Here is a 23,500-nt window from a genome sequence, read left to right as displayed (position 1 = left end):
TGACGTGGGTCGACGGGAATTCGTCACGCTAGCGCCGAAAGAAAGTTTTTGCGGGGCAGTCCCGAAGGTCGATTCTCAGGCCGAAACCGCGAACTCGACGGTCGTCGTGTGGCTCTGGCCAGCGTCCAGACGTACCTGGTCCCGGCGCACGTTCGCGGTTTCCACGCAGACCATGCCGGGCCACTCGTCGTCGCCGAAGTCGCTCATCCGGGCGGCCTTGTCGGCCCAGGGGTTCCAGACCACGGTGCTGTCGGATCCGTCGGATTCGATCGTGACGGTGCGGCCGTCCGGGTCGGCGACGGTGGCGCTGCCGCGGCTGCCCAGATAGAGGCGGTCCGTCTCGGTGCCGAAGCCCAGGGGATTGTTCTCCGCGGGCTCGGTCAGAGCGGTCAGCTGGTTCAGGAACGCAGTGCCCTGCAGCCCCGAGACCGTCGTGCCGCGCACATTGCTCACTCGCAGATAGGTGTGCAGCGCTTCTTCGTAGCTGAGCGCATCCGTCTCCCGGTTGGTCACCCGGAGGGCGAGGGTCAGGCGGGCGCCGACGGTGACCGTGTAGCGGGCCTCGAAACGGTGGGGCCAAGCCGAGGTGCGTGTGGCGGGAGTGTCGGTGAGGCTGAAGGTGAGCACGACGTCGTCGTCGGATTCGTGGGCGTCCACGAGCTCCCACTCGATCAGGCGGGCGAAACCGTGCGACGGCGCGGCCGGATCGAGCGCATTCGCACCGAACCAGGGGAAGCAGATCGGCACGCCGCCGCGGATCGCGGCGGTGGCCTCGAACCGGCTCAGGTCGCTCAGGAAAAGCACCGGCCGGCCGCCGGCCGGGGTGAAGTCGGTGACGTGCGCGCCGTGCAGGTAGATTTCGGCGGAGCCGGCGCGACCGACCACTCTCACCACGGTGAGGCCACCGCGGCCCTCTCCGATTCGAACGGATGCGGGCAGAGACCTGGGTGCAGCGCTTACGGAGGACATGAGCCCATTTTCGCGCTTCCCGCGACCGAGCGCCTAATGCCGATCGACGCGCCGCTGGGCCGGGTCAGTGAAATCGCCTTCGACCGGAACCACTGGGCGCCATGGATGAGCAGGGGGAGTGACCACAGCGGCTGACGTGACTTCTCGAGTCGCGTCGGCCGCTGCGTCAGCCGGTCGGGTCCCCGCCCAGAGGCGGTCAATCGTGCAGGTACTGTTCCAGGCACGGCACCTTCAGCAGGGCCAGTGCGCGCTTCTCGATCTGGCGCACCCGTTCCCGGGTCACGCCCTGAACGACGGCGATCTGGTCCAGCGTCTGGGGCGCGCCCCCGTCGAGACCGAACCGGGACATCAGGATCGACCGCTCCCGCGGCGGCAGGGCACTCATGTAGAAAACGATGTCCGAAGCCCGCATGGTGAGCACGGCATGCTCCTCGGGCTGGGGGAGGTCGTCGTCGATGATCAGCTCGGAGATGTCGCCGAGACCATCGCCCACCGGCGACTGCAGGGACATCGGCTCGTTGTCATAGCGCAGCAGGCGCATCACATCGGCCGGCAGGATCTGCGAGGCCTCGGAGAGCTCCGCCACGGTGGGTTCGCGGTCGAGGGTGCTGGTGAGGTCTCGGCGGATGCGCTTGATCTTGTTGAGCTTCTCCGCGGTGTGCACGGGGATGCGGATCATGCGGGATTTGTCGGCCATGCCGCGGTGGATGGCTTGGCGGATCCACCAGGTGGCGTAGGTGGAGAATTTGTAGCCGGTCATGAAGTCGTATTTTTCGACGGCGCGGACGAGGCCGATGTTGCCGTCCTGCACGAGGTCCATGATGGGCATTCCGCGTCCGGAGTAGTGCTTGGCGATGCTGACCACCAGGCGCAGATTCGCTTCGATGAAGTGGTTCTTCGCGCGGCGGCCGTCATGGGCAAGCCAGGCCAGCTCGCGGAGGAGAGAGGGTTCAATTTCGCCCTGCTCGCTGCGTTGCTCGGCGAACAGGCCGACTTCGATGCGTCTGGCCAGGTCGACCTCGTCCTCGGCGGTGAGGAGCGAAACGCTGCCAATTTTTCTCAGGTAGTCGCCGAACGCGTCCGTCGCTGCACGGTTATACGTGGCAACGGATGATGCATGTGCGGTAATGGTCATGGGTTCCTCCAGTTCGGGCTGGAACATCAGTACATATCCTGGGCGGGACTGCGTCGAGGGCCTTGACTCGGCCGGGAAGAAACCGAATAATGCTCGAGAACTGAATCAACCGTGCAGGGCGACATAGGTGATCAGGACTCGCACCGTTGTGACAACCGCGTAGTCGCGCTCGGGGATGTCAACGCCTGTCGCCTCGTGGATCGTCTTTATCAGCCGCAAGAAGTCCAGCGAGTCGAGTTCCAGATCCTGGCGCAATCGCGCGCCCTCGTCGAGATCGTCGGTGTCGACATCCGGCGCCACCTGGCGGATGGCCGCATACACTGCCGCTCGGGCCTCCTGTTCGGTCTGTTCGGTCATAGCTCCTCCGGGTTCTGCAACAGTTCGTTGATCCGGGCGAGGAATCGCCCGCCGCGCGCCCGGCTCACCAGGTCCCGCAGCTGTTTCATCAGCACCTCCAGCGGCAGGGTGTCCGCGTCGTGCGGCGCGGGGGCAACCAGGCCACCCCGGCGCACTGCCACGGCTACGCTCAGGTGCACTGCGGCGCTCGGTTGGAAGGAACCCTCGGTGAAGAAGTCGTTGACCTCGGGGACGTCCCTGGCGGCCAGCGCGGAGGCCTTCGGGAGCAGGGCGGCCGGCACGAGCCGCTCAGCGATCGGGCGGGCGGAGTTGTACTGCTCCATCCAGGCCAGTGCCGCCCGCAAATCCAGGGTGGTGCTCAGGTAGTAGTGCGGGATGGTCTTCTTCGAGCGCGCCATCAGCGACCCGATGGCGCGGAGCAGGCCCGCGGCCCGCTCGGCGGCATCCGTTGGAGCGGCGGTTGGCCCGGCGGTTGGCCCGGCGGTTGGTGCGATCACTGGTGCGGCGGCCGGCTCTGCGACGGGTGGCGCGGTGGTGACGTTGCGCACGTCGGCCTCGGTGACGGCGCCCCCGGCGCCGGTGCCCGGCACGACTGCCAGGTCCACGCCGAGACTCTTGGCGACGCGCCGCGCGAGCGGGGAGGACCGCACCCGGCGGACCGTCAGCGGGGTTACTGCCGGGGCAGACGGTTGTTCGGCAGGCGGCCGGTGCCGGGCAGGCGGTTGTTCGGCGGTCGACAGCGCGGCTGCGGCCTGCTCCACGTCGGCCCGGGTGAGGGCGCCGTGCTTCCCGGTTCCGTGCAACGCGTCGGTGTCGATGCCGAGCCGGTGTGCAAGCTGGCGCATAGGGGGAGACACGAAGCCCGGCACCGGGACCGCCCGGGCGAGCGCCGGGGCCGGCGCGGACGTGGTCGGCACCGTGGGCTCGACCTCGGCCGCCGGGGTCTGGGTGATCCGGGCGAGTGGTGCGCCGACCAGAACGGTCGTGCCGACCTCGACGAGCAGCTCGGCGACCACGCCCTCCTCGAACGACTCCACGTCGATGTCCGCCTTCTCGGTGTCGACGACGGCGACCATGTCGCCGCGATGCACGCAGTCGCCCGGCTTGACCAGCCACTCCACCACGCTGCCCTGCTCCGTGTCCGCGCCGAGCGCCGGCATCCGGAACTCACCCACGGGTGCCCACCGCCTCCCGGGCGGCGGCGATGACGCGTGCGGCCGACGGCGGGGCGGCCTGCTCCAGGTGCCGGGCGTAGGGCAGCGGCACCTCGGCGCTGCAGACCCGGCCGACCGGAGAATCCAGGTCGAAGAAGGCTGTTTCGGTGATGCGGGCGCTGATCTCGGCCGAGATGCTGCCGCTGCGCCAACCTTCGTCGATCACGACTGCGGTGTCGATGTCGACCGCGCCGGCGTCATCGTCGAGCTCGCCGGCAGTGTTGTAGAGCGAACCATGCTCGAAGATCAGCACCGGGTCAGGGTCTTGCAGGGCGCTCCACAGCATCCCGCGGGCGTCGGCCAGGGACGACGGGGTGAGGATACGCAGGCCCGGGATGTGTGCGTACCAGCTCTCGAGGCCGTGCGAGTGTTGGGCGGCCAGCTGGCGCCCGGCGCCGGTGGTCATGCGGATCACCACGGGCACACTGAACTGCCCGCCCGACATGTAGGACAGGGTCGCCGCGTTGTTCATGATCTGGCCGAGGGCGAGCAGACTGGGGTTGACGGTCATGATCTCGACGATCGGGCGCATCCCGCCCAGGGCCGCGCCGATCCCGGCCGCCTCGAACCCGGTTTCCGAAAGCGGGGTGTCCCGGATGCGCTCGGGCCTGAATTCCTCTAGCAGACCCAGGCTCACCGCGAAGCAGCCGCCGTAGGCCCCGACGTCTTCCCCCATCATGAACACCCGGTCATCGCGCGCCATCGCCTCCCGGATGGCCGCCCGCATGGCCTCGCGATAGGTGGTTTTCATCTCGGCATCCGTTTCATGATCGTTCCTGCTCGGTGACGTCTCTCTCGGTATACACGTGGCGGGTGAGGTTTTCGACCGGTTCCGCGGTGCCTGCCTCGGCGAAGTCGACGGCGGCCTGCACCTCGGTGTCCACGGATGCCTGCAGGTCGGCCCACATGCGCTCGGGGAGCTCGCCGGCGGCCTCCAGCGCGGCGCGCAGCAGGTCGATCGGGTCGCGCTCCAGCCACTGGGCCACCTCGGCCTTCTCGCGGTAGCGCTCGGGGTCGATCATCGTGTGCGCCCGGAAGCGGTACGTGCGGAGCTCGAGGAAGTGCGGTCCGGCTCCGGCTCTCACGGCGGCGACGGCGCGCCGAGTGGCTTCCTCGACGGCGCCCTCGCCGAAGAAGCAGGCGGTGACGCGGGAACGGCCCGCCATCTTGTCGGCCAGAGCCAGACCGATGGCGAGAGGAAGACCGCCGGCGACGATGGCGTTGCCCCCGAAGAACCGGGTGGCCGCGTCGAAAAGGTGCATGGACCCGCTGCGGCCCCGGCAGCATCCCTGTTCGAATCCGTACATCTCGGCCAGAATTGCGCCGGCGGCGACCCCTCGCAGCAGCGCGTGGCCGTGTTCGCGGTTGGTCGCCACGACGGCGTCCTCCGGTTCGAGCGTCACCAGAACGCCGGCTGCCACCGCCTCTTCGCCGATGCAGACGTGCATGAACCCGCGGATCTATGCGGCGCTGTACAGCTCGGCGCACTTCTCCTCGAACCGCCGCACCCGCAGCATCTGGTGCAGCAGGCCGCGGGCGAAGCCGATAATGTCCAGCTGCAGGGCCTCGCTGGGCTCTCACCCTGTCTTTAGTGCCACGAAGGCCTTGACCACCTCGCCGTCAACCGGATCCGGGATGCCGATCACGCCGGCCTCCGCCACCGCCTCGTGCTCCATCAGCGAGCTCTCCATCTCGAAGGGCCCGATCAGGTGCTCGGACGACTTGATGACGTCGTCTCCGCGACCGACAAACCAGTAGTACCCGTCGGAATCCCGCCGGGCGAGGTCGCCGCTGAGGTACTCGACGCCGACGAAAGTTCGTCGGTAACGTTCCTCCTCACCCAAATACCCGCGGAACATCGACGGCCAGCCGGGCCGCAGTGCCAGCTCGCCCAGGGCATCCATTTCGGTCACCAGCACGACCTCGCCGCCCCGCATCAGCGGCGCGCCCTGCTGGTCGCGGGCGCCCAGCGCTGCCTCGACGCCGGGCAAAGGCCGCCCCATCGAGCCGGGGTGGATGGGCGTGGCCGCGCAGTTCGCGATCATGATCCCGCCGGTCTCGGTCTGCCACCAGTTGTCGTGCACGGGTTGCCCGAACGTCTCCTGGCCCCACACCACGACCTCCGGGTTGAGCGGCTCACCCACGCTGGCCACGAACCTCAGCGCGGACAGGTCGTGGCCGGCGGCCCGGTCTGAGCCGGCTTTCATAAGCATTCGCAGGGCGGTCGGCGCCGTGTACCAGACGGTCACGCGCTGCTCGGCGAGCACCCGGTACCACCGGTCCGTGTCCAGCTCCTCCTCGTCGACGATGGCGGTCACGCCGTGCACCAGCGGAGCGATGATGCCGTAGGAGGTGCCCGTGACCCAGTCGGGGTCGGCGGTACACCAGTAGACATCACCGGGGTGCAGGTCGAGGGCGAACCGGCCGGTCGCGTCGTGCGCGGTCACGGCGTCGTGCACGTGGATGGCACCCTTCGGGGTGCCGGTGGTGCCGCTCGTGAAGTGCAGCAGAGCCATGTCCTAGCTCTGGGTGGCGGCGATCTCGATGTAGGGCGGGGTCTCCCGCAGCAGGGCCGCCAGATCGAGCGTGCCCGGGTCCGGATGGCCGTCGGCGTCGACCAGCAACACGTGCCGCGGGTCCGGCAGCTGGACCCGGATCGGCGCCACCTTCTTGCGGTACAGCGCCCGCGTTGTGACCAGGGCCCGGCCGCCGCCGAGCTGGAGCCGTGGGCGTACCGGCTCCGGCCCGAAGGCGGAGAACAGCGGGCAGAAGACGCTGGCATTCTTGAACGTGCCGAGCACCGCGACGTAGAGCGCGGGAACGCGGCCGAGGAGGGAGAAGACCCGGTCGCCCCGCCCGATGCCTAGGCCCCGCAGCACGCTGGCGAAGCGGCCGGTCTGCTCGGCGAGCTCTGCATGGCTCAGGGAGTGGGTCTTGCCGTCGCCGCGCACGAAGCACAGGGCTTCGTGAGCGGCCCTGGCACCGGCGGCATGCCGGTCAACCGCCTCGTAGGCGATGTTGAGCCCCCGATCGCCGCGCAGCCCCGAAAGAGCGTGGCGGGCCTCGTCCCAGGTGAAGGCGGCGCAGGTCTCGTCATAGTTGACGAGGTTGGGCGGTACCGTGAGGGCGCGAACATTCTTGGGGATGGTGGGCCAGCGTGTCGAGGCTTCGGTTCCTGCCGTCATGCAGCCCATGAGACCCCCGTGGGCGCGTGGGGCGTAGGGTATCGCCATGGCCTCCTTTGAGCGGATTGTCGACGAGGGCGTTCTCATCGGGCTCTCCGCGGCGCGCATGGCCGTGAAGAACCACATCATCGTGGGGGCGCTGCGTGAGCACCGCGACTTCGCCGATGCCGATTACACCGCGGCCGTCCGCTCCGAATTGGTCCGGCTGGCGACGCAGAACGAGGAAGATGCCGAGCGTGTCGGCCGGCAGCGGAAAGTCCTGGGCCGGCAGCGGAGCGCATTCGAGATCACCGACGATGACAGGCTCCACGTGCGCCAGCTGGCCTTGCGACGGAGTGTGCACCTGAAGCTCGCCGGTGCCCTACGGGCCGTGGCCGCCGACGACGAGCAGGTCGCCGACCTGCTTAAGCGGGCCCGCACGGACGCCAGCGAGGAAATCGGCGCCGCGCTCGCCGCCCGGCTGGTCGAACAGGTTGTCGACCGCCGGGAGCCCGACTACGCGCAGCGGCGGGCGGAACGGGTGCGGGTTCTGGTGAACACCGATCTGGCGGCGCTGATGTCGAACCGTCGGGCAGGGCTGGATTCCGGACGCTGACGGTCCCCTTAGCGGGCGGTTCGGGGCTGGACCTTCTTCACCACGCTGGACTTCAGCCGCATTGAGCCGAATCCGTCCACCTTGCAGTCGATGTCGTGGTCGCCCACACCATCCAGCAGACGGATACCCCGCACCTTCGCGCTCACCGTGATGGCGGTCGCGCTGCCCTCATGCGTGGGTTAGGCCCGGCCGAGCCGACACCTGTGGCCAACTCAGGACATCCGTCAGCCAAGTCCATCGGCCGCCTCGGACCAGTGCGGAACCGGGGCGGATGTTCGGCCCGGCCGGACGGATCTCCTGAATTGGCCACAACGCGCGCCGGATGAGCGGCAGCGCGTGCGCGCTTCGCACCTCCATCAGCCGCTCCACCCCGTACCCCGGACGAATTCGACGGAGAGCCGAGATTTTGCCCAAAAATGGCCGTAAATCCTGAGAAGAAGCCGATTTGCACCAGAATCTCCGTCGAATTGGCTGGACGCCGGGCAGGGAGTCACCTGTGATGAGCAGCATTCACTCGGTGCGCTGAGCTGTGATCTTTCGAGAGCGACACAACCAACCGATTCGGATCGCTCGGCTACCGGTGCATTTCGGTCTTCTGGATCTGCCACTCGAGGTCGTCGGGGGACAGGTTGGCGTTCTTGAAGGCATCCGTCAGCGGCAGCTGCAAGCGCAGGTCGGTGCCGAGGCACAGGGCAGCGGTGCCGGAGCGCAGCTTGAAGTCGAGCACGTGGCCGCCGGCCGTGCGGTCGTCGGTCAGGAAATGCGTGTGGCAGCCGGGCACGCCGATCCCCTGCTCGTAGAGCGGGGTGCGGAAGCCAGCCACGACGCCCGAGACGTCGTGCAACTCAATGATCGCGTCCTCGTCGGTTGCCTCCACCATGGGGCGGTAGGGCTTCTCCTGCTTGACGACCGTGCGCATCCGGATCCACTCGAAGTCGCCGTCGATGCGCAGGGCGTACATGTAGTTCTGCGACGCCGTCAGCTTGTCGATGAACGTCGACGCCTCCGCGCGCACGATGTTCTTCGGCAATTGGCTCTCGATATGAGGCACGAAATTCGTGACGACGGCGTAGGGCGTGTGCGCGCCCAGGTCGGCCTTCGACACCCCGCCGTCGGCCCGCAGCTGGTAGCAGATGCCGTCGATGATCAGCATTTCACCGTCCAGTCCGTTGAACGTGCCGAGTCCGAAACTGCCGCGGCCGAGCAGGTCGCGCACGGTCATCTCGTCTTCGTAGACGCCGTCGAGCAGCGCGCTCATCAGGCTCGTCTGGAAAATTTCGTGTCGGGTGACAGTGAATTTGCTCATTGCAGCACATCGCTTTCCAGATCGGCCATCAGGTCATCTCTATTGTTGCGGTAGTCGACGTGCACGTCGATGATGCTCGGGCCGGGTTCGGCAAGGGCCTGCGCCAGGATGCCGGCGAAGTCGTCGAGGTGCGTTACCCGGTGGCCGTGGGCGCCGAATGATTCGGCATAGGCGACGGCGTCGTAATCGCCCAGCTGCACGCCGGAGGTGCGCCCGTATTTGCCCATCTGCTGGAACGCCACCATGTCGTAGGTGCCGTCGTTGAAAATGATGTGGGTGAACGTCGAGCCGAGCCGCACGGCCGTCTCCAGCTCCATGGCGGAGTAGAGAAAACCGCCGTCGCCCGACACGGACACGACTGGTGTGCCCGGGCGCACCAGGGTCGCGGCGATCGCCCAGGGCAGGGCCACGCCCAGGGTCTGCTGGCCGTTCGAGAACAGCAGGGTGCGCGGGTGGTAGGTGCGGAAGTGCCGGGCCATGTAGATGTAGTGGGAGCCCACGTCGCAGAGCACCGTCGTGTCATCCGGGAGCAGTTCGCGCATCATCAGGGTGAGGTCGGCCGGGTGCACGCCCTCGGACTCGTCCCGGCGACCGGTGGGCTGGTCGGCGTGCGCGAGGCGGGCGCGCTGCTCGGCTACCTCGGCCGCGGCGGCGACCGGCATCGACAGCCCGTTGATCTGGCGGGCGAGGGCGTCGAGGGTCTCGGCGACGTCGCCGCGCAGTTCGAGCGTGGGGCGGTAGTAGTCGTCGAGGTCGGCGGAGAGTTCGTCCAGGTGGATGATCACGCGCAGGTGGTCTTTGTTCCACTTCGACGGTTCGTACTCGACGAAGTCGTAGCCGACGGTCAGGATCACGTCGGCCTTGTGCAGAAGGATGTCCCCGGGCTGGTTGCGGAACAGGCCCACGCGTCCGAGGTAATGCTCTTCGAGCTCGTGCGAGATGACTCCCGCGGCCTGGAACGTCTCAACGACGGGCAGTCCGGCGACGCCCAGCAGGCGGTGCAGCGCCGCGACGGCCTGGTCCGAGCCGGACCGCGCGCCGGCAAGGATGACCGGGAACTGCGCATCCTTCAGCAGGGCGGCAGCGCGCTGCACGCTCTTGGAGGGTGCGGCGCCCAGCTGCGGCACCCAGTGCGGATGCGTCATCGACACGGTCGTCGAGTCCGTGAGCACGTCGTAGGGGAGAACAACCGCTGCGGCGCCCTTGGGCTCCTGGGTTGCCTCGCGGAACGCGTTCGCGATTGCTTCCGGCACGTTGTCGGCGACACTCACCTCGCCGGCGGACTTGGTCACGGCGGACAGCATGCCCACGGCATCCATTGTCTGGTGGGTACGCTTCAACCGGTCTGCGCGCGGAACCGCGCCGCAGAGGGCGACCACCGGGTCGCCTTCGGTCGTCGCCGTCAGCAGGCCCGTCGCGAGGTTGGAGGTGCCTGGGCCGCTCGTCACCAGGACGACGCCCGGCTGGCCGCTCAGACGCCCGACGGCCGCGGCCATGAAGGCCGCATTCTGCTCGTGACGCACCACGATCACCTCGGGTCCGTCGTCGATGAGAGCGTCATAGACGGGGTCGATCTTGGCGCCGGGAACGCCGAAGACCCACTGCACGCCGTATGCCTTCAGGCATTCCACCACGCGTTCGGCGGAGCGGGTGGACGGAGCGGGGGTGCCGGCGTCAGAGCGCACGAGCGTGGTCTCGGTTGTGTCGTCGTCGCTCTGGAGCGGTGAAGTAGTGGTCATTGTGATGCCTCCCGGATCGCCGTTCTGAATCGGCCTCCCCTCCATCGTCGCTGCACATTCAATAACAAGCAACGCCGAGTAGCGATGCAAACGATCTGAAAATGAGATGCTTAGGCCCATGGAATTGAGACAGCTCGAATTCTTCAGCGCCGTCGCCGGTGAGTTGAGCTTCACGCGCGCCGGGGACCGGCTCACCATCGCCCAGTCAGCCGTCTCGGCCGGCATTCGATCGCTCGAAAGCGAATTGGGCGTCGAACTGTTCGATCGCAGCCGCCGCCAGATCAGGCTCACTACGACTGGCGAACTGCTGCTTCCGAAGGTGCGCGACGCCCTCGACGCCGTGAACGAGGTGCGCGACGCCGCCCAGGACACCACCCGCGCCATCACCGGGTCCATCGTGATCGGGCTGATGACCTCGGTCACGCTCGTCAATGTGCCTCGGCTGCTCGGTCTCTTCCGCGCCGGCCATCCGGGCGTCGGCGTGCGGCTGCGCGCGGCCCGGCGGGGGTCGGCCGGGCTGGTCGACGAGCTCGTCTCGGGCGAACTCGACCTGGCCTTCCTCGCCCTCAGCGGCCCGGCGCCGACGGCGCTCTCAGCCGTGCCGATCGCTTCGTCGCCGATGGTGCTGGTGGTGCCGAAAGGCCACCGGCTCGCCTCCGCGTCGGCCGTGGGCCTGGGCGACCTCGTGCCGGAGGAGTTCATCGATCTGCCGCCCGGCTACGCCAGCCGTCAGATCGTGGACGATGCCTTCACCGCTGCCGGCCTCGAGCGGCGGGTGATGATCGAGGTCTCCGATATCGGAACGGCCGCCGAATACGTGACCAACGGCCTCGGAGTGGCCCTGTTGCCCGAATTCACCGCCCACGACGCGCTCGACGTGCACCGGCTTCCCGTGGCGAATCTGCCCGATTTCACGGTGTACCTGGCGGCCTCGCGCAAGCGGCGCGCGTCGGCTGCCGTGCGCGCGTTCGTGGAGCTCGCGCTCGTCGCCGACGAGGCGCGCGGCTGATGCGAGGCGGGGTCGACAGGGTGCGTCAGTTGCCCCCGCGCAGGGCGACGATCGGCTCGATATTCGACGCCTTCAGGGCGGGGTAGACCCCGGTGGCAAGGCCGACGACGGCCCCGAGCAGCGCCGACCCGGCTGCGAGCCAGGGGTCGACGACCGGCGCCCACTGCTGAATAGGCGACATGATCACCACCGCGAAGACCCCGAGTGCGGCTCCGATCAGGCCGCCGAGTAGGCCGATGACCACGGATTCGACCATGAACTGGCTCGAGATGTTGCGCTTGGTGGCGCCCAAGGCCCGGCGCAGCCCGATCTCGCCCACCCTTTCCATCACCGACAGCAGAGTGACGTTCGCGATCCCCAGTCCGCCCGCGACGAGTGCGAGCACGCCGAGAATCAGGGAGATGACGTTCACGTCGGCCTGCACGTTCTCGCGCAGGGCGGACCTAGCCGACGGGGCCTGTACCTCGAAGTTCTGCGCAGCGTTGGGGTCCAGGGCGAGCGGAGCCTGTTCCGCGACCACTTTGCCGGCGCCGAGAGCGATCCGGATCTGCAGTTCATCCGGGCCGGTCAGGCCGAAGTCGGCGCGCGAGGTGCCCATCGGCACGACCACCGCGTCGAGCAGGTCGGAGCGTCGCTCCATCCCATCGATGATGCCGATCACGGTATATGAGGAGTCGCCGATGAAGATGGAGGCCTGGCTGTCGACGCGGTTGATGCCCAGGCGCTCAGCCGCGCGCGAACCGAGCACCGCCACCCGATCGGCCCTGGCATCGTGGCCGGTGTCGAAGTACCGGCCGGTCACGATGTTGCCGCGAACCGCGTCGAGCAGTCCGGGGAAGGTGGCCATCAGCGATGGGCCCAGGGTTGCCGGTTCCGACGGGTCGTCTACCGGCACCGCGGTAATGGTCACGGCATCGAGGGGCACCTCGCTGACGAGGCCGGCCAGCTCCACCCCGGCCAGGCGGCTGACCCGGTCCGGGGCATCCCAAGGCAGTCGCCCGGTCGCGCGCTCCGAGCCGTTCATCCCGTCGGTGCTCCCCGGCTCGATCACGACCTGGGTGGCCGCGACCGCGTCGAATTGGCGGGCGATCTGGCCGGCTGCCGTCTGGGCGAATCCGATTGTCACCACCAGGGAGGCGATTCTGATCGTGGTCCCGAGCGTGGTCATGATCAGGCGGGTGGGGCGCGCCCCGATGCCATAGCCCGCCTCGACGATGAGGTCCTGCACCGAGAACCGGTCGGCGCGGGTGATGGCCGGCGCGGCCCCGCGGTCACCGTCGCTTACCGGGGCCGGAGCGCTGGTCGCTCGACGGCGGTTCGGCATCCGCAATTTCATGTTGTTTCGCTCACGCGGCCGTCGGTGATGCTGATGGTGCGCCCGGCGCGATCCGCCACGGCCCGGTCGTGGGTGATGACGATGAGCGTGAGGCCGCCGGCGTTCAGCTCCTCTAACAGGTCCATGACCTCCCTGGAGGTGGAGGCGTCGAGGTTGCCGGTCGGCTCGTCGGCCAACAGCAGCTGGGGCGAGGCCACCACGGCCCGCGCGACCGCGACCCGCTGGCGCTCGCCGCCGAAGAGAGTGCCGGGCAGGAAGTCGATCCGGTGGTCCAGGTGCACCCGGTGCAGGGCGGCGCGGGCCCGTCATTCGCGGTCGGCGCGCGGAACTTTGCTGTAGATCGTGGCCAGCAGCACATTGTCGCACACCGAGCGGTGCGGCATGAGGTGGAAGGCCTGGAACACGAAGCCGATCTTGCCGCCCCGCAGCGCCGCGCGTTCCGCCTCGCCGGCCAGACCCGTGAGCGCTCCGTCGAGGTAGTACTCGCCGACGCTCGGTCGGTCGAGCAGGCCGAGGATGTTGAGCATGGTCGACTTGCCCGACCCGCTCGGCCCGACGATCGAGAGGTAGTCCTGCTTCTCTACCCGCAGGTTGATTGATGTGAGCGCCTGGACCTCGGGCGGGCCGGGGAAGGAGCGGGTGACGTCGATGAGCTCCACGACGGCCGGTCGGCTCATCGCCCGGCCACGACGAGGTCCCCTTCCTCGAGGGAACCGTCGACCGCCTGCACCTCGACGTAACCGTCAGCCGCGAGCCCGGCGCTCACCTCGACCAGCACGGTCTTTTTTCCGTATCCGGTCGACACCTCGACCCGGGATACCCCGCCCGGGCCGGCGGTAAGCGCGGCCAACGGCACAGCGAGCACCTCCCCGTCGGTGGAGCTGACCGGGATGGTGACCCGCAGGTTGCTGCCCTGGATGCTCTGGAGCTGCCCGGGTGTGAGGTCGTCGAGCGTGAGCAGGATGGTGAAGCGTCCGCTCGCCGCATCCGTTCCCTCTTTAGCCTCGGCCACGGCGACGGATGTCACGGTGGCGCCGTGCTCGGAATCGTCCTGCATCGAGAGCACGGCGGCGTTGCCGACCTTCATGAGTTTGGCATCGCTCGCCGAGGCGGAGGCGCTGATCTGGATCGTGGCACCGGAGACGCGCATCACGGAGCCCGTGATCGAGGTGCCGCGGGATACGGTGACCTCGTCGACCCGGCGGGGGAGACCCGGCAGGTACAGGATTTCGCATGCCGCCAGATAGGTCATGGTGGCCTCGTTCGCCGCGGCGAGGGCGCGCTCGCTGCCGGCAACGCCGGCCCGAACGAATTCGACGGAGTTTTTGCCCGAAACGGCCCGGAAACCCGAAAAAATGGTCCCATATACGAGAATCTCCGTCGAATTGGTGCGGCGACGGACCCGGCGCTCCGCCGCTGAGGAACAAAGTCCACGGGGGCTGTCGGATCGGAGCTATCGGGAGTCATGCAACCCAACGGGTTGGGACTCACTCAGCTAGCGGTCGAGCCCTGCCATGCGTTCCAGTGCGGCTCGCATGATCATCTGGGCCGGATCGCCGATCACGTGATTGTTCAGGTACAGGCTCTCCGCCCATGACAGGACTTCCGCTTTGGTGAGCCCCACGGCCGACCAGTCCACCCCTGCTTCCGCGCGCGCTGTCGGTTCCCCGGTCTTCGGGTTCAGCCACACCCGTGCGATCGGGATATCCGGATCTTCGTGCTCCGGATTCCAGAGGAGCGCGATCGGGTGGTCAGGTCCGTCGAGGTGATCGTCGGCGATGTGGCCGGACCCGAGCCAGGGGAGCATCAGCTGCTCGCCCTCCAACTCCACGTCGATGATTTCGAGCGGGACCGGCCCGTAATCGCGGGAGTACACCGGCAGCCCCACATGGTGCCATTCGGCGGCCTCATCCGAGTCTTCCAGCAGATCCGGGAGGCGCGGTGCAACGTGCAGCACGAAGCCGGTCGCCCAGTCGACGAGGGCCTGGGTGTCGGCGGCCGGCCACGGACTGTCATCGCTCGAAGACCCGTCCGCGTTGTGGAAGTGGTACTCGACTCCTTCTTCCAGGATGTCCAGGTGGAACTCTCCGTCGTCGAAGCCGAGGAAGATGCCGGCGACCTGCTCCTCGTCGTCCCAGTCCGCGTCGAATTCCGGGTGCCGGAAACGCGGGGGCAGCGGGGGGATGTCCAGGGGCAGCACGCCGAGGTCGAGCACCACCCGCAGCACGGTGTTCGGCATACGCAGTGTCGGGTCGGTCATAGTCTCGACGATACCGGAGGCCGCCGACGTGGGGCAGCACAGAGCCGCATCACCGAGCCGCATCACAGGACCGAGAAATATGACACGTGAGCGGATGACGGGAATCGAACCCGCGCTATCAGCTTGGGAAGCTGAAGTTCTACCATTGAACTACATCCGCATGTCCGTCGCGCAGGCAAGCCCGGAACGGAACCGTGCCAGCATATCAAGTCCGCGCCGTTAGGCTGGAACCGTGCTGCTCTCGGATCGCGAAATCAAGGCTGAAATCAACGCGGAACGAATCCGTCTGGAGCCGTACCAGGCCGACATGATCCAGCCGTCGAGTATCGACGTGCGACTCGACGGCTTCTTCCGCCTCTTCGACAACCACAAGTACCCCTATATCGATCCGGCCGAAGACCAGCCCGATCTGACCCGGTTGATCGAGACCGCCGCGGGCGAACCGTTCATCCTGCACCCCGGTGAGTTCGTACTCGGGTCCACCTACGAGAAGGTCACCCTGCCCGACGACGTCGCCGCGCGGCTGGAGGGCAAGAGCTCGCTCGGCCGGCTCGGCCTGCTCACCCACTCGACCGCCGGCTTCATCGATCCCGGTTTCACCGGCCACGTGACGCTCGAGTTGAGCAACGTCGCCACCCTGCCGATCAAGCTGTGGCCCGGCATGAAGATCGGTCAGCTCTGCTTCTTCCGGCTGAGTTCGCCCGCCGAACGTCCCTACGGCTCAAGCGAATACAGCTCCCGCTACCAGGGCCAGCGCGGGCCGACCGCGTCGCGGTCGTTCCAGAACTTCCACTGCACGGATGTGCGGGAGGCCTCGATGGGATCGACCACCGGAGCCGAGTAGCCCGGTTCACACGCATGCAACACGCGCCCGGTAAAATCGGCCCATGACCACATCCGTGCCCAGCTTTGCCGAGGCGCTCGTCGCGCCGGGACCGACACCCGACTACCCGGGGCGGATGCGCCGCTTCGGCCAGCTGGTCGGCGCCTGGGCCGCCACCGGGTCCCGCCTCGACGAGACGACCGGCGAATGGACCGTGCGCGAATTCACCTGGATCGTCGACTTCGTGCTCGACGGGCGTGCGGTGCAAGACGTCGAGGTCGTCGTGAGCGACTCGCACCCGACCGGCTTCGAGACCGTCGCCACGGCCGTGCGAGTCTATGATTCCTACGCCGGCGTGTGGCGGGTCAGCTATTTCGCCCCGGCATCCGGCGAGTACTGCCACCTCGTGGCGACCCCCCACCGCAACGGCCTGCGCCAGGACGGCACGGGCACCGACGGCCGCCCGATCCGCTGGAACTTCGTCTCGATCACACCTGACGCCTACGCCTGGGAGGGCTGGGTCTCCAACGACGAGGGTTCCACCTGGGTGCTGGTCGAGCACAACGAGGCCACCCGCATCCGTTAGCCGATCTGGTCCTGGCGTGCCTTCACCGGCAGCAGGAGAAGCAGCCCCACGAGCAAAACCAACATAAGTCCGAGGATGCCCCAATAGGTTTCGCCGAAGATCGTCACCGTCAGGGCGAACATGGTCGGCGCCAGAAAGCTCACCGCGCGGCCCGTCGTGGCGTAGAGCCCGAAGACCTCACCCTCCCGGCCGGCCGGGATCAGGCGTGCCAGGAAGGTGCGGCTGGCCGACTGGGCCGGCCCGACGAAGAGCGTCAAGGCGAGGCCGGCGGTCCAGAACACGATCTGACCGCCGTCGTGCAGCAGGAATACGATGCTGCCGAACACGATCAGGCCGATCAGAGCGGTCACGATGATCGGCTTTGCGCCGACCCGGTCGTCAAGCGCGCCGGCGATGATGGTGGCCACGCCCGCCACGACATTGGCGGCGATAGCGAAGATGATCACCTCGCCGGGTGAGAATCCGAAGACGGATGCCGCGAGCACCCCGCCGAAGGTGAAAACCCCGGCCAGGCCGTCGCGGAAGATCGCGCTCGCGATCAGGAAGTACACCGTCTGGCGGCTGGTCTTCCAGAGCCGAATGATGTCCTGCCCGAGCACGACGTAGGAACGGAGGAAGCTCACCCGGGGCCGGCGCACCGCAACGGGAGAACGGTTTTCGGGAACCGAGAACAGCACCGGCAGGGCGAACAGGCCGAACCAGGCGGCCGCGATGAGCATCGTGACCCGCACCGAGAGGCCGTTCTCGCTGGTCACCCCGAACAGACCCACGTCGGGGCTGATGAAACCGAAGTACACGATGAGCAGCAGCACGATGCCGCCGATGTAGCCCATGCCCCAACCGAAACCGCTGACCCTGCCGATGGTGCGCGCGGTCGAGACCTGGGACAACATGGCGTTGTAGTTGACGCTGGCGAACTCGAAGAAGACGTTGCCGGCGGCCACCAGAACGAGGCCGAGCAGCAGGAAGCTCGGTGAAGCCTCCACGAAGAACATCGCCGCGGTGAGGCCCACCACGATGAACGTGTTGACGCCGAGCCACAGCTTGCGCCGCCCGGAGGTGTCCGAGCGCTGTCCGGTGATCGGGGCCAGCACCGCTACCAGCAAGCCGGCGATGGCGAGGGCCCAACCGAGCTGGGCGGAAATGACGTCTTTGTCGCCGAACGAGCTGCCCGTGATGTAGACGGTGAAGACGAAGGTGGTGACCACCGCATTAAACGCGGCAGAGCCCCAGTCCCAGAAGCTCCAAGCCACTACGCGGCGTCTGCTCGTTTTGTCTGGCAGCTCCCGGGCATCCGTGCTGCCCTGCTCCGCGATCCCGGTCATGCGCTGAGGCTAGTGGATGCGGGTGGCCGGAGACCATCGATTGCACGAAATCTCAAAGTTGAGTCGTTCACGCTCAACTCTCAGGTGCGTGGCTTGACTTTCGATTTGGGACACTGGCACACTTGAGCCAGCACCACTCAACTCTGTGAAATCGAGCTGAGAACATACTTTAAAGGAGAACGCACACATGGCCCGTGCAGTAGGCATCGACCTCGGAACCACCAACTCTGTGGTGGCCGTCCTCGAAGGTGGAGAACCCACCGTCATCGCAAACGCCGAAGGCTTCCGGACCACGCCGTCCGTCGTCGCCTTCACCAAAGACGGCGAGGTGCTGGTCGGCGAGACCGCCAAGCGCCAGGCCGTCACCAACGTCGACCGCACCATCGCGTCGGTCAAGCGCCATATGGGCACCGACTGGAATGTCGCCATCGACGACAAGAAGTTCACCCCGCAGGAAGTTTCGGCCCGCATCCTGGCCAAGCTCAAGCGCGATGCCGAGGCGTACCTGGGCGACAAGGTGACGGATGCCGTCATCACCGTTCCCGCGTACTTCAACGATGCCGAGCGCCAGGCCACCAAGGAGGCCGGCGAGATCTCCGGCCTCAACGTGCTGCGTATTATCAACGAGCCGACCGCGGCCGCACTCGCCTACGGCCTCGACCGTGGCAAAGAAGACGAGCTCATCCTGGTCTTCGACCTCGGCGGCGGAACCTTCGACGTCTCCCTCCTCGAGGTAGGCAAGGACGACGACTTCTCCACCATTCAGGTGCGGTCGACTGCCGGTGACAACCGCCTCGGCGGCGACGACTGGGATCAGCGCATCGTCGATCACCTGATCAAGAAGTTCAAGGAAACCACCGGCGTCGACGTCTCCAAGGACAAGATCGCCAAGCAGCGCCTCAAGGAAGCCGCCGAGCAGGCCAAGAAGGAACTCTCGAGCAGCATGTCGACGAGCATCCAGCTGCCGTACCTCTCCCTGACCGAGAATGGCCCGGCCAACCTCGACGAGACGCTCACCCGCGCCCAGTTCGAGAAGATGACCGAAGACCTGCTCGACCGCACGAAGAAGCCGTTTCAGGACGTCATCCGTGAAGCCGGGGTCAAGGTGGAAGATATCGCCCACGTCGTTCTCGTCGGTGGCTCCACCCGCATGCCCGCCGTGTACGAGCTCGTCAAGGCCGAGACCGGTGGCAAGGACCCGAACAAGGGCGTCAACCCGGACGAGGTCGTCGCCGTTGGCGCCGCACTGCAGGCCGGCGTGCTGAAGGGTGAGCGCAAAGATGTCCTGCTCATCGACGTCACCCCGCTGAGCCTCGGCATCGAGACCAAGGGCGGCATCATGACGCGCCTGATCGAGCGCAACACGGCCATCCCGACCAAGCGCAGCGAGACCTTCACCACAGCCGACGACAACCAGCCGTCCGTCGCGATCCAGGTCTTCCAAGGCGAGCGCGAGTTCACCCGCGACAACAAGAACCTCGGCACGTTCGAGCTGACCGGCATCGCGCCGGCCCCGCGCGGCATCCCGCAGGTTGAGGTTACCTTCGATCTCGACGCCAACGGCATCGTGCACGTGTCTGCCAAAGACAAGGGCACCGGCAAGGAACAGTCGATGACCATCACGGGCGGATCTTCGCTCGCGAAGGAAGACATCGAGCGCATGGTGCGCGAGGGCGAAGAGCACGCCGCCGAGGACAAGCGCCGTCGCGAGGCAGCCGAGACCCGCAACACGGCGGAGCAGCTCGCTTACTCGATCGAGAAGCTGATCAAGGAGAACGACGAGAAGCTGCCCGAGGACGTGAAGTCCGAGGTTCAGGCCGACGTCGACGCCCTCAAGGCCGCTCTCGTCGGCGACGACGATGCGGCCGTGAAGACGGCCTTCGACAAGCTCAACGAGAGCCAGGGCAAGCTCGGCGAGGCCATCTACAAGACCAGCCAGGCGGATGCCGCGGCCGGTGCCCCAACCGACTCCGAGCCGACCGCCGACGCGGCCGGCTCCGACGAAGACGTGGTTGACGCCGAGGTCGTCGACGACGAAGACGAGGCCAAGAAGTAATGGCAGACGACAACAAGCGTCCTGGCGACGAGCCGTTTGACGAGGGGGCATCCACTGAGGGTGCCCCCGGGACCGACGCCGAGGCGGAAGCCGAAGGTGTGAGTGTCGAGGACATCGACGAGGCGTCCGCCGAGGGTATCGAAGAGGACGAGCTGACGGTCCAAGACATCCTGGACGCCGCCACGCGGGAAGTCGACGAGCCCACGAGCGAGCACCTCGCCGACCTCAAGCGGGTCACCGCGGAGTACGCCAACTACCGTCGCCGCACCGAGGCCAACCGCGAGGTCGAGCGTGAGCGCGTCACCGTGGATGTCGTAAAGGGCCTGATTCCCGTGCTCGACGATCTCGACCGCGCTGAGAAGCACGGCGACCTGGTCGAAGACTCGGCGTTCAGCACGATCGCCGCGAAACTGCGGGGGAGCGTCGAGCGCCTGGGCGTGAAGTCCTTCGGCACGGTCGGCGAACCGTTCGATCCGACCATCCACGAGGCGATCTTCCAGCTGCCCACCGCGGGCATCGAGTCGGAGACCGTCGGTGACGTGATCGAGACCGGCTACTTCCTCGGCTCGTCGCTCCTGCGCGTGGCCAAGGTCGTCGTGCAGGTACCGAGCGATGGCTAGCCAGGACTGGTTCGATAAGGACTTTTACAAGGTCCTGGGTGTGTCAAAGGACGTCACCCCGGCCGAGCTGAAGAAGGCCTATCGCAAGCTCGCCCGCACGTATCACCCGGACTCCAATCCGGGCAACCCTGCGGCCGAGGCGACGTTCAAGGAGATCAGCGAGGCACACTCGGTGATCGGTGACCCTGCCCAACGCAAGGAATACGATGCTGTGCGCGCGATGGGCGGTGGGGCCCGCTTCACCGCCCCGCGCCCCGGTGGCGGGCAGGCCGGAGGCTTCGATGATGTCTTCGGAGGCATGTTCGGTGGGGGCGCGCGGCAACAACAGCCCGGCTACTCCTATGAGCAGGGCGGTTTCGACGACCTCCTCGGCGGCATGTTCGGCCGCGGTCAGGGTGGCGGCGGTTTCGGCACCTCGAGCGGCGGGTTCCGCGGCTACGGCGGGCCGACTCGCGGCCGCGACGTGATCGCGTCGACAACGGTCGACTTCATCACGGCCACGCACGGTGACCAGATCACCCTGCAAACGCAGGATGGCCGCGCCATCAAGGTGAAGATCCCGGCCGGGGTGGCCGACGGGCAGAAGATCAAGCTCCGCGGCCAGGGGCAGCACAGCCCTGACGGCGGCGAGTCCGGCGACATCGTACTCACGGTGAACGTGCGCAAGCACCCGGTCTTCGAACGCGATGGGCTGAACCTGCGGGTCTCCGTTCCGGTCACGTTCGTCGAGGCCGCGCTCGGCGCCACTATCGAGGTGCCGACGTTGGGCGGAGCGCCGGTCAAACTGCGCATCGCCCCGGGCACCCCGAGCGGGCGCGTGCTGCGCGTCAAGGGGCGTGGCGTCGTGACGCCCAAGGGCACCGGGGACCTGCTGGCGGAGGTTCAGGTTGCCGTTCCGTCTCATCTGTCGAAGGACGCCGAAGAGAAACTCGCGGCCTTCGCGGAAGCACTGCCGAAGGAGAATCCGCGCGACGAACTCCTCGCGAAGGCGAGAGACTGACGGTGGACGAGAACACCCGGGTTTTCGTAATCTCGATGGCCGCCGAGCTTGCGGGCATGCACCCGCAAACGCTGCGCCAATACGATCGCCTGGGGCTGGTGAGTCCCGACCGCACCCCCGGTCGGTCTCGCCGGTACTCGATGCGGGATGTGGCCAAGCTCCGCGAGATCGCGGAGCTCGGTGCCGAGGGTGTGAGCCTGGAAGGGATCCGTCGCATCATTGACCTCGAGGACCACGTGCGCACGCTCGAATCGCGGCTGCGCGAATTGGAGTCTGCGCTGGCCGATGAACTGCTCAACCGTCCGGGCCGCCGCGTCTTCGCGGCCGGCTCGGCCGGTGAGGTCATCTCGATGCGGGCCGGTACGCGCACGCGCCGGTCCAACCAGATCGTGATCTGGCGCCCCCTGGGTTCCCGCCCGATCGGCGACGAGAAGTAGCCGCACCTGCGGGCTAGCCTGAGGCAATGCCTGATTTTTCCTTTGACCGCCTGAGGCGTTTCCCCGACGTGGAAGCGGACAATCTCTTCGCCGTGGATGCGAGCGACCGCCTGATCCTCGACGAGGCGGCCGGCGTGCTGGCCGAGGCAGGATCCGGCGAGGTCGTGGTGATCGAGGACCGCTATGGCGCTCTCACCCTGGGCGCGGCCGCACTGGCCGGGGCCCGGGGAATCCGGGTGCACCAGGATGTCCTCTCTGGGGAGTTGGCCCTCACCCTGAATGCGGCCGACGCCGGACTCGCCGATTCCTACCGCTCCCTCATCCTGGGCGAAGAACTGCTGACGAACGCGCGGGTGGTACTGATCCAGCTGCCGCGCAGTCTGACGGCGCTCGATGAGTTCGCCGACGCCATCCGTCGTTTCGCGGCACCGGATGTGGTGGTGATCGCCGGCGGACGCATCAAGCACATGACGCCGACCATGAACGCGGTGCTCCGCCGGCACTTCGGCGAGCTGCAGGTCTCGTCGGCCCGGCAAAAGTCGCGGGTACTCAGGGCAGCGGCTCCGACTGCCTCCGCAACTCAGCCGACGGTGTCCACCTGGCCGAATTCTGTGGAGCACGCCGACCTGGGACTCACGATCTGCGCCCACGGGGCTGCGTTTGCCGGCGCGACCGTCGATATCGGAACGCGCTACCTGCTTGAGTTCCTTGATCGGATGAAAACGGATGCTCGGAGCGCCATCGACCTCGGCTGCGGCACCGGGGTGCTCGCCGCCACCCTCGCCCGACGCCGTCCCGCCCTGCGGGTGACCGCCACCGACCAGTCGGCCGCGGCCGTCGCCTCCGCGCGGGCCACCATGGTGGCCAATGCGCTCGCCGACCGGGTCACGGTCGTGCGGGATGACGCGCTCCAGAGCCAACCGGATGCCTCGGCCGAACTGATTGTGCTGAACCCGCCCTTTCACATCGGCTCGTCGGTCCATGCCGGCATAGCCCTGAAACTGTTCGAGGATGCCGGACGAGTGTTGCAGCCCGGTGGTGAACTGTGGAGTGTGTGGAACACCCACCTCGGTTATCGCCCCGCGCTGACGCGATTGGTCGGGCCGACACACCAGGTCGGTCGGAACGCCAAGTTCACCGTCACGGTCTCGACCGGACGCTGAGACGCGCCGGACCGCCGTGAGGCCCGCACCTGGGGGCTTCCGCCAGGGCGCCGGAGCCGACACGCCCGGGATGCGGGAGGGAGTTGCGCACCCCCAAAATTCACCGTAATGTCTCTCTAGTCACCCCACAGGTGCGGAAAGCCGCAGAGCTTCCCGGCCTCAAGTGGGACGAAGATTTAGTTTCTTCTCGAATATCCTCCCGACCAGGGAGTGTTCGGGTTCAAACCAAAATAATATCTCTCTTCGGCTGGTCGTCAGGTCGCGTATGTAGATGATTTCGAGTCGCTTTGGCGCACTTGGAATCGGCTGCTTTCCGTGATTTGACAGAGATTAGTCGGGTGGGTAACTTATATAAGTTGCCTCGAAGCGACAGCCCTTGGTGGGT

Annotated in this window: 22 protein-coding genes, 1 tRNA gene and 3 pseudogenes; 9 read left to right on the top strand and 17 right to left on the bottom strand. The window is 67.2% G+C overall.

Going from position 1 to position 23,500, the window contains the following annotated elements; translation table 11 throughout:
• Positions 1-75: 75 nt before the first annotated feature.
• The 8 genes and pseudogenes from CXY79_RS03345 to CXY79_RS03315 all read right to left on the bottom strand — a co-directional run.
• Positions 76-969: a D-hexose-6-phosphate mutarotase gene (locus tag CXY79_RS03345; RefSeq protein WP_104099740.1), complete on the bottom strand. Its 894-nt coding sequence runs from the start codon at positions 967-969 to the stop codon at positions 76-78.
• A gap of 196 nt (positions 970-1,165) precedes the next feature.
• Positions 1,166-2,104 carry an RNA polymerase sigma factor RpoD/SigA gene (locus CXY79_RS03340; RefSeq protein WP_104099779.1) on the bottom strand — a complete coding sequence of 313 codons (939 nt, stop codon included), beginning with the start codon at positions 2,102-2,104 and terminating at the stop codon, positions 1,166-1,168.
• A 105-nt stretch (positions 2,105-2,209) separates the two neighbouring features.
• Entirely contained in the window at positions 2,210-2,461 is a 252-nt protein-coding gene (locus CXY79_RS03335; protein ID WP_104099739.1) for an acyl carrier protein, read from the bottom strand.
• The gene (locus CXY79_RS03330; RefSeq protein ID WP_104099738.1) at positions 2,458-3,636 is read right to left on the bottom strand and encodes an E3 binding domain-containing protein; all 1,179 of its coding nucleotides are present in this window, start codon (positions 3,634-3,636) and stop codon (positions 2,458-2,460) included. The genes CXY79_RS03335 and CXY79_RS03330 overlap by 4 nt, the downstream gene beginning before the upstream one ends.
• The gene (locus tag CXY79_RS03325; RefSeq protein ID WP_104099737.1) at positions 3,629-4,426 is read right to left on the bottom strand and encodes an alpha-ketoacid dehydrogenase subunit beta; all 798 of its coding nucleotides are present in this window, start codon (positions 4,424-4,426) and stop codon (positions 3,629-3,631) included. The genes CXY79_RS03330 and CXY79_RS03325 overlap by 8 nt, the downstream gene beginning before the upstream one ends.
• 13 nt (positions 4,427-4,439) lie before the next feature.
• Complete coding sequence (locus tag CXY79_RS03320) at positions 4,440-5,123, bottom strand: thiamine pyrophosphate-dependent enzyme (RefSeq protein WP_369827929.1); 684 nt, start codon at positions 5,121-5,123, stop codon at positions 4,440-4,442.
• Positions 5,124-5,252: 129 nt separating this feature from the next.
• Entirely contained in the window at positions 5,253-5,366 is a 114-nt protein-coding gene (locus tag CXY79_RS16850; protein WP_347232698.1) for a hypothetical protein, read from the bottom strand.
• A 165-nt stretch (positions 5,367-5,531) separates the two neighbouring features.
• A pseudogene (locus CXY79_RS03315) lies at positions 5,532-6,860 on the bottom strand (AMP-binding protein); the annotation flags it as partial.
• 46 nt (positions 6,861-6,906) lie between these two features.
• On the opposite strand from CXY79_RS03315, the gene CXY79_RS03310 reads away from it, so the two are divergent.
• The gene (locus tag CXY79_RS03310; RefSeq protein ID WP_104099736.1) at positions 6,907-7,455 is read left to right on the top strand and encodes a hypothetical protein; all 549 of its coding nucleotides are present in this window, start codon (positions 6,907-6,909) and stop codon (positions 7,453-7,455) included.
• Positions 7,456-7,463: 8 nt separating this feature from the next.
• On the opposite strand, the pseudogene CXY79_RS03305 reads toward CXY79_RS03310, so the two are convergent.
• The 3 genes and pseudogenes from CXY79_RS03305 to alsS all read right to left on the bottom strand — a co-directional run.
• A pseudogene (locus tag CXY79_RS03305) lies at positions 7,464-7,625 on the bottom strand (PhnA domain-containing protein); the annotation flags it as partial.
• 404 nt (positions 7,626-8,029) lie between these two features.
• The gene (budA, locus tag CXY79_RS03300; protein WP_104099735.1) at positions 8,030-8,761 is read right to left on the bottom strand and encodes an acetolactate decarboxylase; all 732 of its coding nucleotides are present in this window, start codon (positions 8,759-8,761) and stop codon (positions 8,030-8,032) included.
• The gene (gene alsS / locus CXY79_RS03295) at positions 8,758-10,500 is read right to left on the bottom strand and encodes an acetolactate synthase AlsS (RefSeq protein WP_104099778.1); all 1,743 of its coding nucleotides are present in this window, start codon (positions 10,498-10,500) and stop codon (positions 8,758-8,760) included. Before alsS ends, budA begins: the two co-directional genes overlap by 4 nt.
• 118 nt (positions 10,501-10,618) lie before the next feature.
• Between alsS and CXY79_RS03290 the strand changes: the two genes are divergently transcribed.
• Positions 10,619-11,509 carry a LysR family transcriptional regulator gene (locus tag CXY79_RS03290; RefSeq protein WP_104099734.1) on the top strand — a complete coding sequence of 297 codons (891 nt, stop codon included), beginning with the start codon at positions 10,619-10,621 and terminating at the stop codon, positions 11,507-11,509.
• A 25-nt stretch (positions 11,510-11,534) separates the two neighbouring features.
• On the opposite strand, the gene CXY79_RS03285 is transcribed toward CXY79_RS03290, so the two are convergent.
• From CXY79_RS03285 to CXY79_RS03265, 5 genes and pseudogenes are all read right to left on the bottom strand, one after another.
• Positions 11,535-12,833, bottom strand: coding sequence for an ABC transporter permease (locus tag CXY79_RS03285; protein WP_199186714.1), 1,299 nt, complete (start codon positions 12,831-12,833; stop codon positions 11,535-11,537).
• A gap of 8 nt (positions 12,834-12,841) precedes the next feature.
• A pseudogene (locus CXY79_RS03280) lies at positions 12,842-13,522 on the bottom strand (ABC transporter ATP-binding protein).
• Positions 13,519-14,097: a hypothetical protein gene (locus CXY79_RS03275; protein ID WP_104099732.1), complete on the bottom strand. Its 579-nt coding sequence runs from the start codon at positions 14,095-14,097 to the stop codon at positions 13,519-13,521. The pseudogene CXY79_RS03280 and the gene CXY79_RS03275 overlap by 4 nt, the downstream one beginning before the upstream one ends.
• Positions 14,098-14,340: 243 nt before the next feature.
• Positions 14,341-15,105, bottom strand: coding sequence for a hypothetical protein (locus tag CXY79_RS03270; protein ID WP_104099731.1), 765 nt, complete (start codon positions 15,103-15,105; stop codon positions 14,341-14,343).
• An 89-nt stretch (positions 15,106-15,194) separates the two neighbouring features.
• Positions 15,195-15,265, bottom strand: a tRNA-Gly gene (locus CXY79_RS03265).
• 72 nt (positions 15,266-15,337) lie between these two features.
• Between CXY79_RS03265 and dcd the strand changes: the two genes are divergently transcribed.
• Together dcd and CXY79_RS03255 are read left to right on the top strand one after the other, a co-directional pair.
• Positions 15,338-15,949 carry a dCTP deaminase gene (dcd, locus tag CXY79_RS03260; RefSeq protein WP_104099730.1) on the top strand — a complete coding sequence of 204 codons (612 nt, stop codon included), beginning with the start codon at positions 15,338-15,340 and terminating at the stop codon, positions 15,947-15,949.
• Between the two features lie 43 nt (positions 15,950-15,992).
• Positions 15,993-16,514 carry a hypothetical protein gene (locus tag CXY79_RS03255; protein ID WP_104099729.1) on the top strand — a complete coding sequence of 174 codons (522 nt, stop codon included), beginning with the start codon at positions 15,993-15,995 and terminating at the stop codon, positions 16,512-16,514.
• On the opposite strand, the gene CXY79_RS03250 is transcribed toward CXY79_RS03255, so the two are convergent.
• The gene (locus tag CXY79_RS03250) at positions 16,511-17,839 is read right to left on the bottom strand and encodes an MFS transporter (protein ID WP_104099728.1); all 1,329 of its coding nucleotides are present in this window, start codon (positions 17,837-17,839) and stop codon (positions 16,511-16,513) included. The two genes, CXY79_RS03255 and CXY79_RS03250, sit on opposite strands and share 4 nt — an antisense overlap.
• 187 nt (positions 17,840-18,026) lie before the next feature.
• On the opposite strand from CXY79_RS03250, the gene dnaK reads away from it, so the two are divergent.
• From dnaK to CXY79_RS03225, 5 genes are read left to right on the top strand one after another with little or no spacing between them, the layout of a single operon-like run.
• Complete coding sequence (gene dnaK / locus CXY79_RS03245; RefSeq protein WP_104099727.1) at positions 18,027-19,895, top strand: molecular chaperone DnaK; 1,869 nt, start codon at positions 18,027-18,029, stop codon at positions 19,893-19,895.
• The gene (locus CXY79_RS03240) at positions 19,895-20,515 is read left to right on the top strand and encodes a nucleotide exchange factor GrpE (protein ID WP_104099726.1); all 621 of its coding nucleotides are present in this window, start codon (positions 19,895-19,897) and stop codon (positions 20,513-20,515) included. Before dnaK ends, CXY79_RS03240 begins: the two co-directional genes overlap by 1 nt.
• Positions 20,508-21,515 (top strand): DnaJ C-terminal domain-containing protein, encoded by a 1,008-nt coding sequence (locus CXY79_RS03235; RefSeq protein ID WP_104099725.1) that lies wholly within the window; start codon positions 20,508-20,510, stop codon positions 21,513-21,515. Before CXY79_RS03240 ends, CXY79_RS03235 begins: the two co-directional genes overlap by 8 nt.
• A gap of 2 nt (positions 21,516-21,517) precedes the next feature.
• The gene (locus tag CXY79_RS03230) at positions 21,518-21,952 is read left to right on the top strand and encodes a heat shock protein transcriptional repressor HspR (RefSeq protein ID WP_104099724.1); all 435 of its coding nucleotides are present in this window, start codon (positions 21,518-21,520) and stop codon (positions 21,950-21,952) included.
• A gap of 26 nt (positions 21,953-21,978) precedes the next feature.
• Positions 21,979-23,115, top strand: a complete 1,137-nt coding sequence (locus CXY79_RS03225; RefSeq protein ID WP_104099723.1) for a class I SAM-dependent methyltransferase — start codon at positions 21,979-21,981, stop codon at positions 23,113-23,115.
• The last annotated feature ends 385 nt before the right edge of the window (positions 23,116-23,500 follow it).

The sequence above is a fragment of the Cryobacterium sp. M96 genome (genome assembly GCF_002929845.1).
GTDB lineage: Bacteria > Actinomycetota > Actinomycetes > Actinomycetales > Microbacteriaceae > Cryobacterium > Cryobacterium sandaracinum.
The sequence above is the reverse complement of the archived record's forward strand: the minus strand, read 5'-3'. Positions and strand labels throughout refer to the sequence as shown.

Bases quoted from the DNA above. Each gene is read 5' to 3' on its own strand.
- CXY79_RS03345 (WP_104099740.1), bottom strand. From the start codon at position 969: ATGTCCTCCGTAAGCGCTGCACCCAGGTCTCTGCCCGCATCCGTTCGA.
- CXY79_RS03340 (WP_104099779.1), bottom strand. From the start codon at position 2,104: ATGACCATTACCGCACATGCATCATCCGTTGCCACGTATAACCGTGCA.
- CXY79_RS03335 (WP_104099739.1), bottom strand. From the start codon at position 2,461: ATGACCGAACAGACCGAACAGGAGGCCCGAGCGGCAGTGTATGCGGCC.
- CXY79_RS03325 (WP_104099737.1), bottom strand. From the start codon at position 4,426: ATGAAAACCACCTATCGCGAGGCCATGCGGGCGGCCATCCGGGAGGCG.
- CXY79_RS03320 (WP_369827929.1), bottom strand. From the start codon at position 5,123: ATGCACGTCTGCATCGGCGAAGAGGCGGTGGCAGCCGGCGTTCTGGTG.
- CXY79_RS16850 (WP_347232698.1), bottom strand. From the start codon at position 5,366: ATGGAGAGCTCGCTGATGGAGCACGAGGCGGTGGCGGAGGCCGGCGTG.
- CXY79_RS03310 (WP_104099736.1), top strand. From the start codon at position 6,907: ATGGCCTCCTTTGAGCGGATTGTCGACGAGGGCGTTCTCATCGGGCTC.
- budA (WP_104099735.1), bottom strand. From the start codon at position 8,761: ATGAGCAAATTCACTGTCACCCGACACGAAATTTTCCAGACGAGCCTG.
- alsS (WP_104099778.1), bottom strand. From the start codon at position 10,500: ATGACCACTACTTCACCGCTCCAGAGCGACGACGACACAACCGAGACC.
- CXY79_RS03290 (WP_104099734.1), top strand. From the start codon at position 10,619: ATGGAATTGAGACAGCTCGAATTCTTCAGCGCCGTCGCCGGTGAGTTG.
- CXY79_RS03285 (WP_199186714.1), bottom strand. From the start codon at position 12,833: ATGCCGAACCGCCGTCGAGCGACCAGCGCTCCGGCCCCGGTAAGCGAC.
- CXY79_RS03275 (WP_104099732.1), bottom strand. From the start codon at position 14,097: ATGACCTATCTGGCGGCATGCGAAATCCTGTACCTGCCGGGTCTCCCC.
- CXY79_RS03270 (WP_104099731.1), bottom strand. From the start codon at position 15,105: ATGACCGACCCGACACTGCGTATGCCGAACACCGTGCTGCGGGTGGTG.
- CXY79_RS03255 (WP_104099729.1), top strand. From the start codon at position 15,993: ATGACCACATCCGTGCCCAGCTTTGCCGAGGCGCTCGTCGCGCCGGGA.
- CXY79_RS03250 (WP_104099728.1), bottom strand. From the start codon at position 17,839: ATGACCGGGATCGCGGAGCAGGGCAGCACGGATGCCCGGGAGCTGCCA.
- dnaK (WP_104099727.1), top strand. From the start codon at position 18,027: ATGGCCCGTGCAGTAGGCATCGACCTCGGAACCACCAACTCTGTGGTG.
- CXY79_RS03240 (WP_104099726.1), top strand. From the start codon at position 19,895: ATGGCAGACGACAACAAGCGTCCTGGCGACGAGCCGTTTGACGAGGGG.
- CXY79_RS03235 (WP_104099725.1), top strand. From the start codon at position 20,508: ATGGCTAGCCAGGACTGGTTCGATAAGGACTTTTACAAGGTCCTGGGT.
- CXY79_RS03225 (WP_104099723.1), top strand. From the start codon at position 21,979: ATGCCTGATTTTTCCTTTGACCGCCTGAGGCGTTTCCCCGACGTGGAA.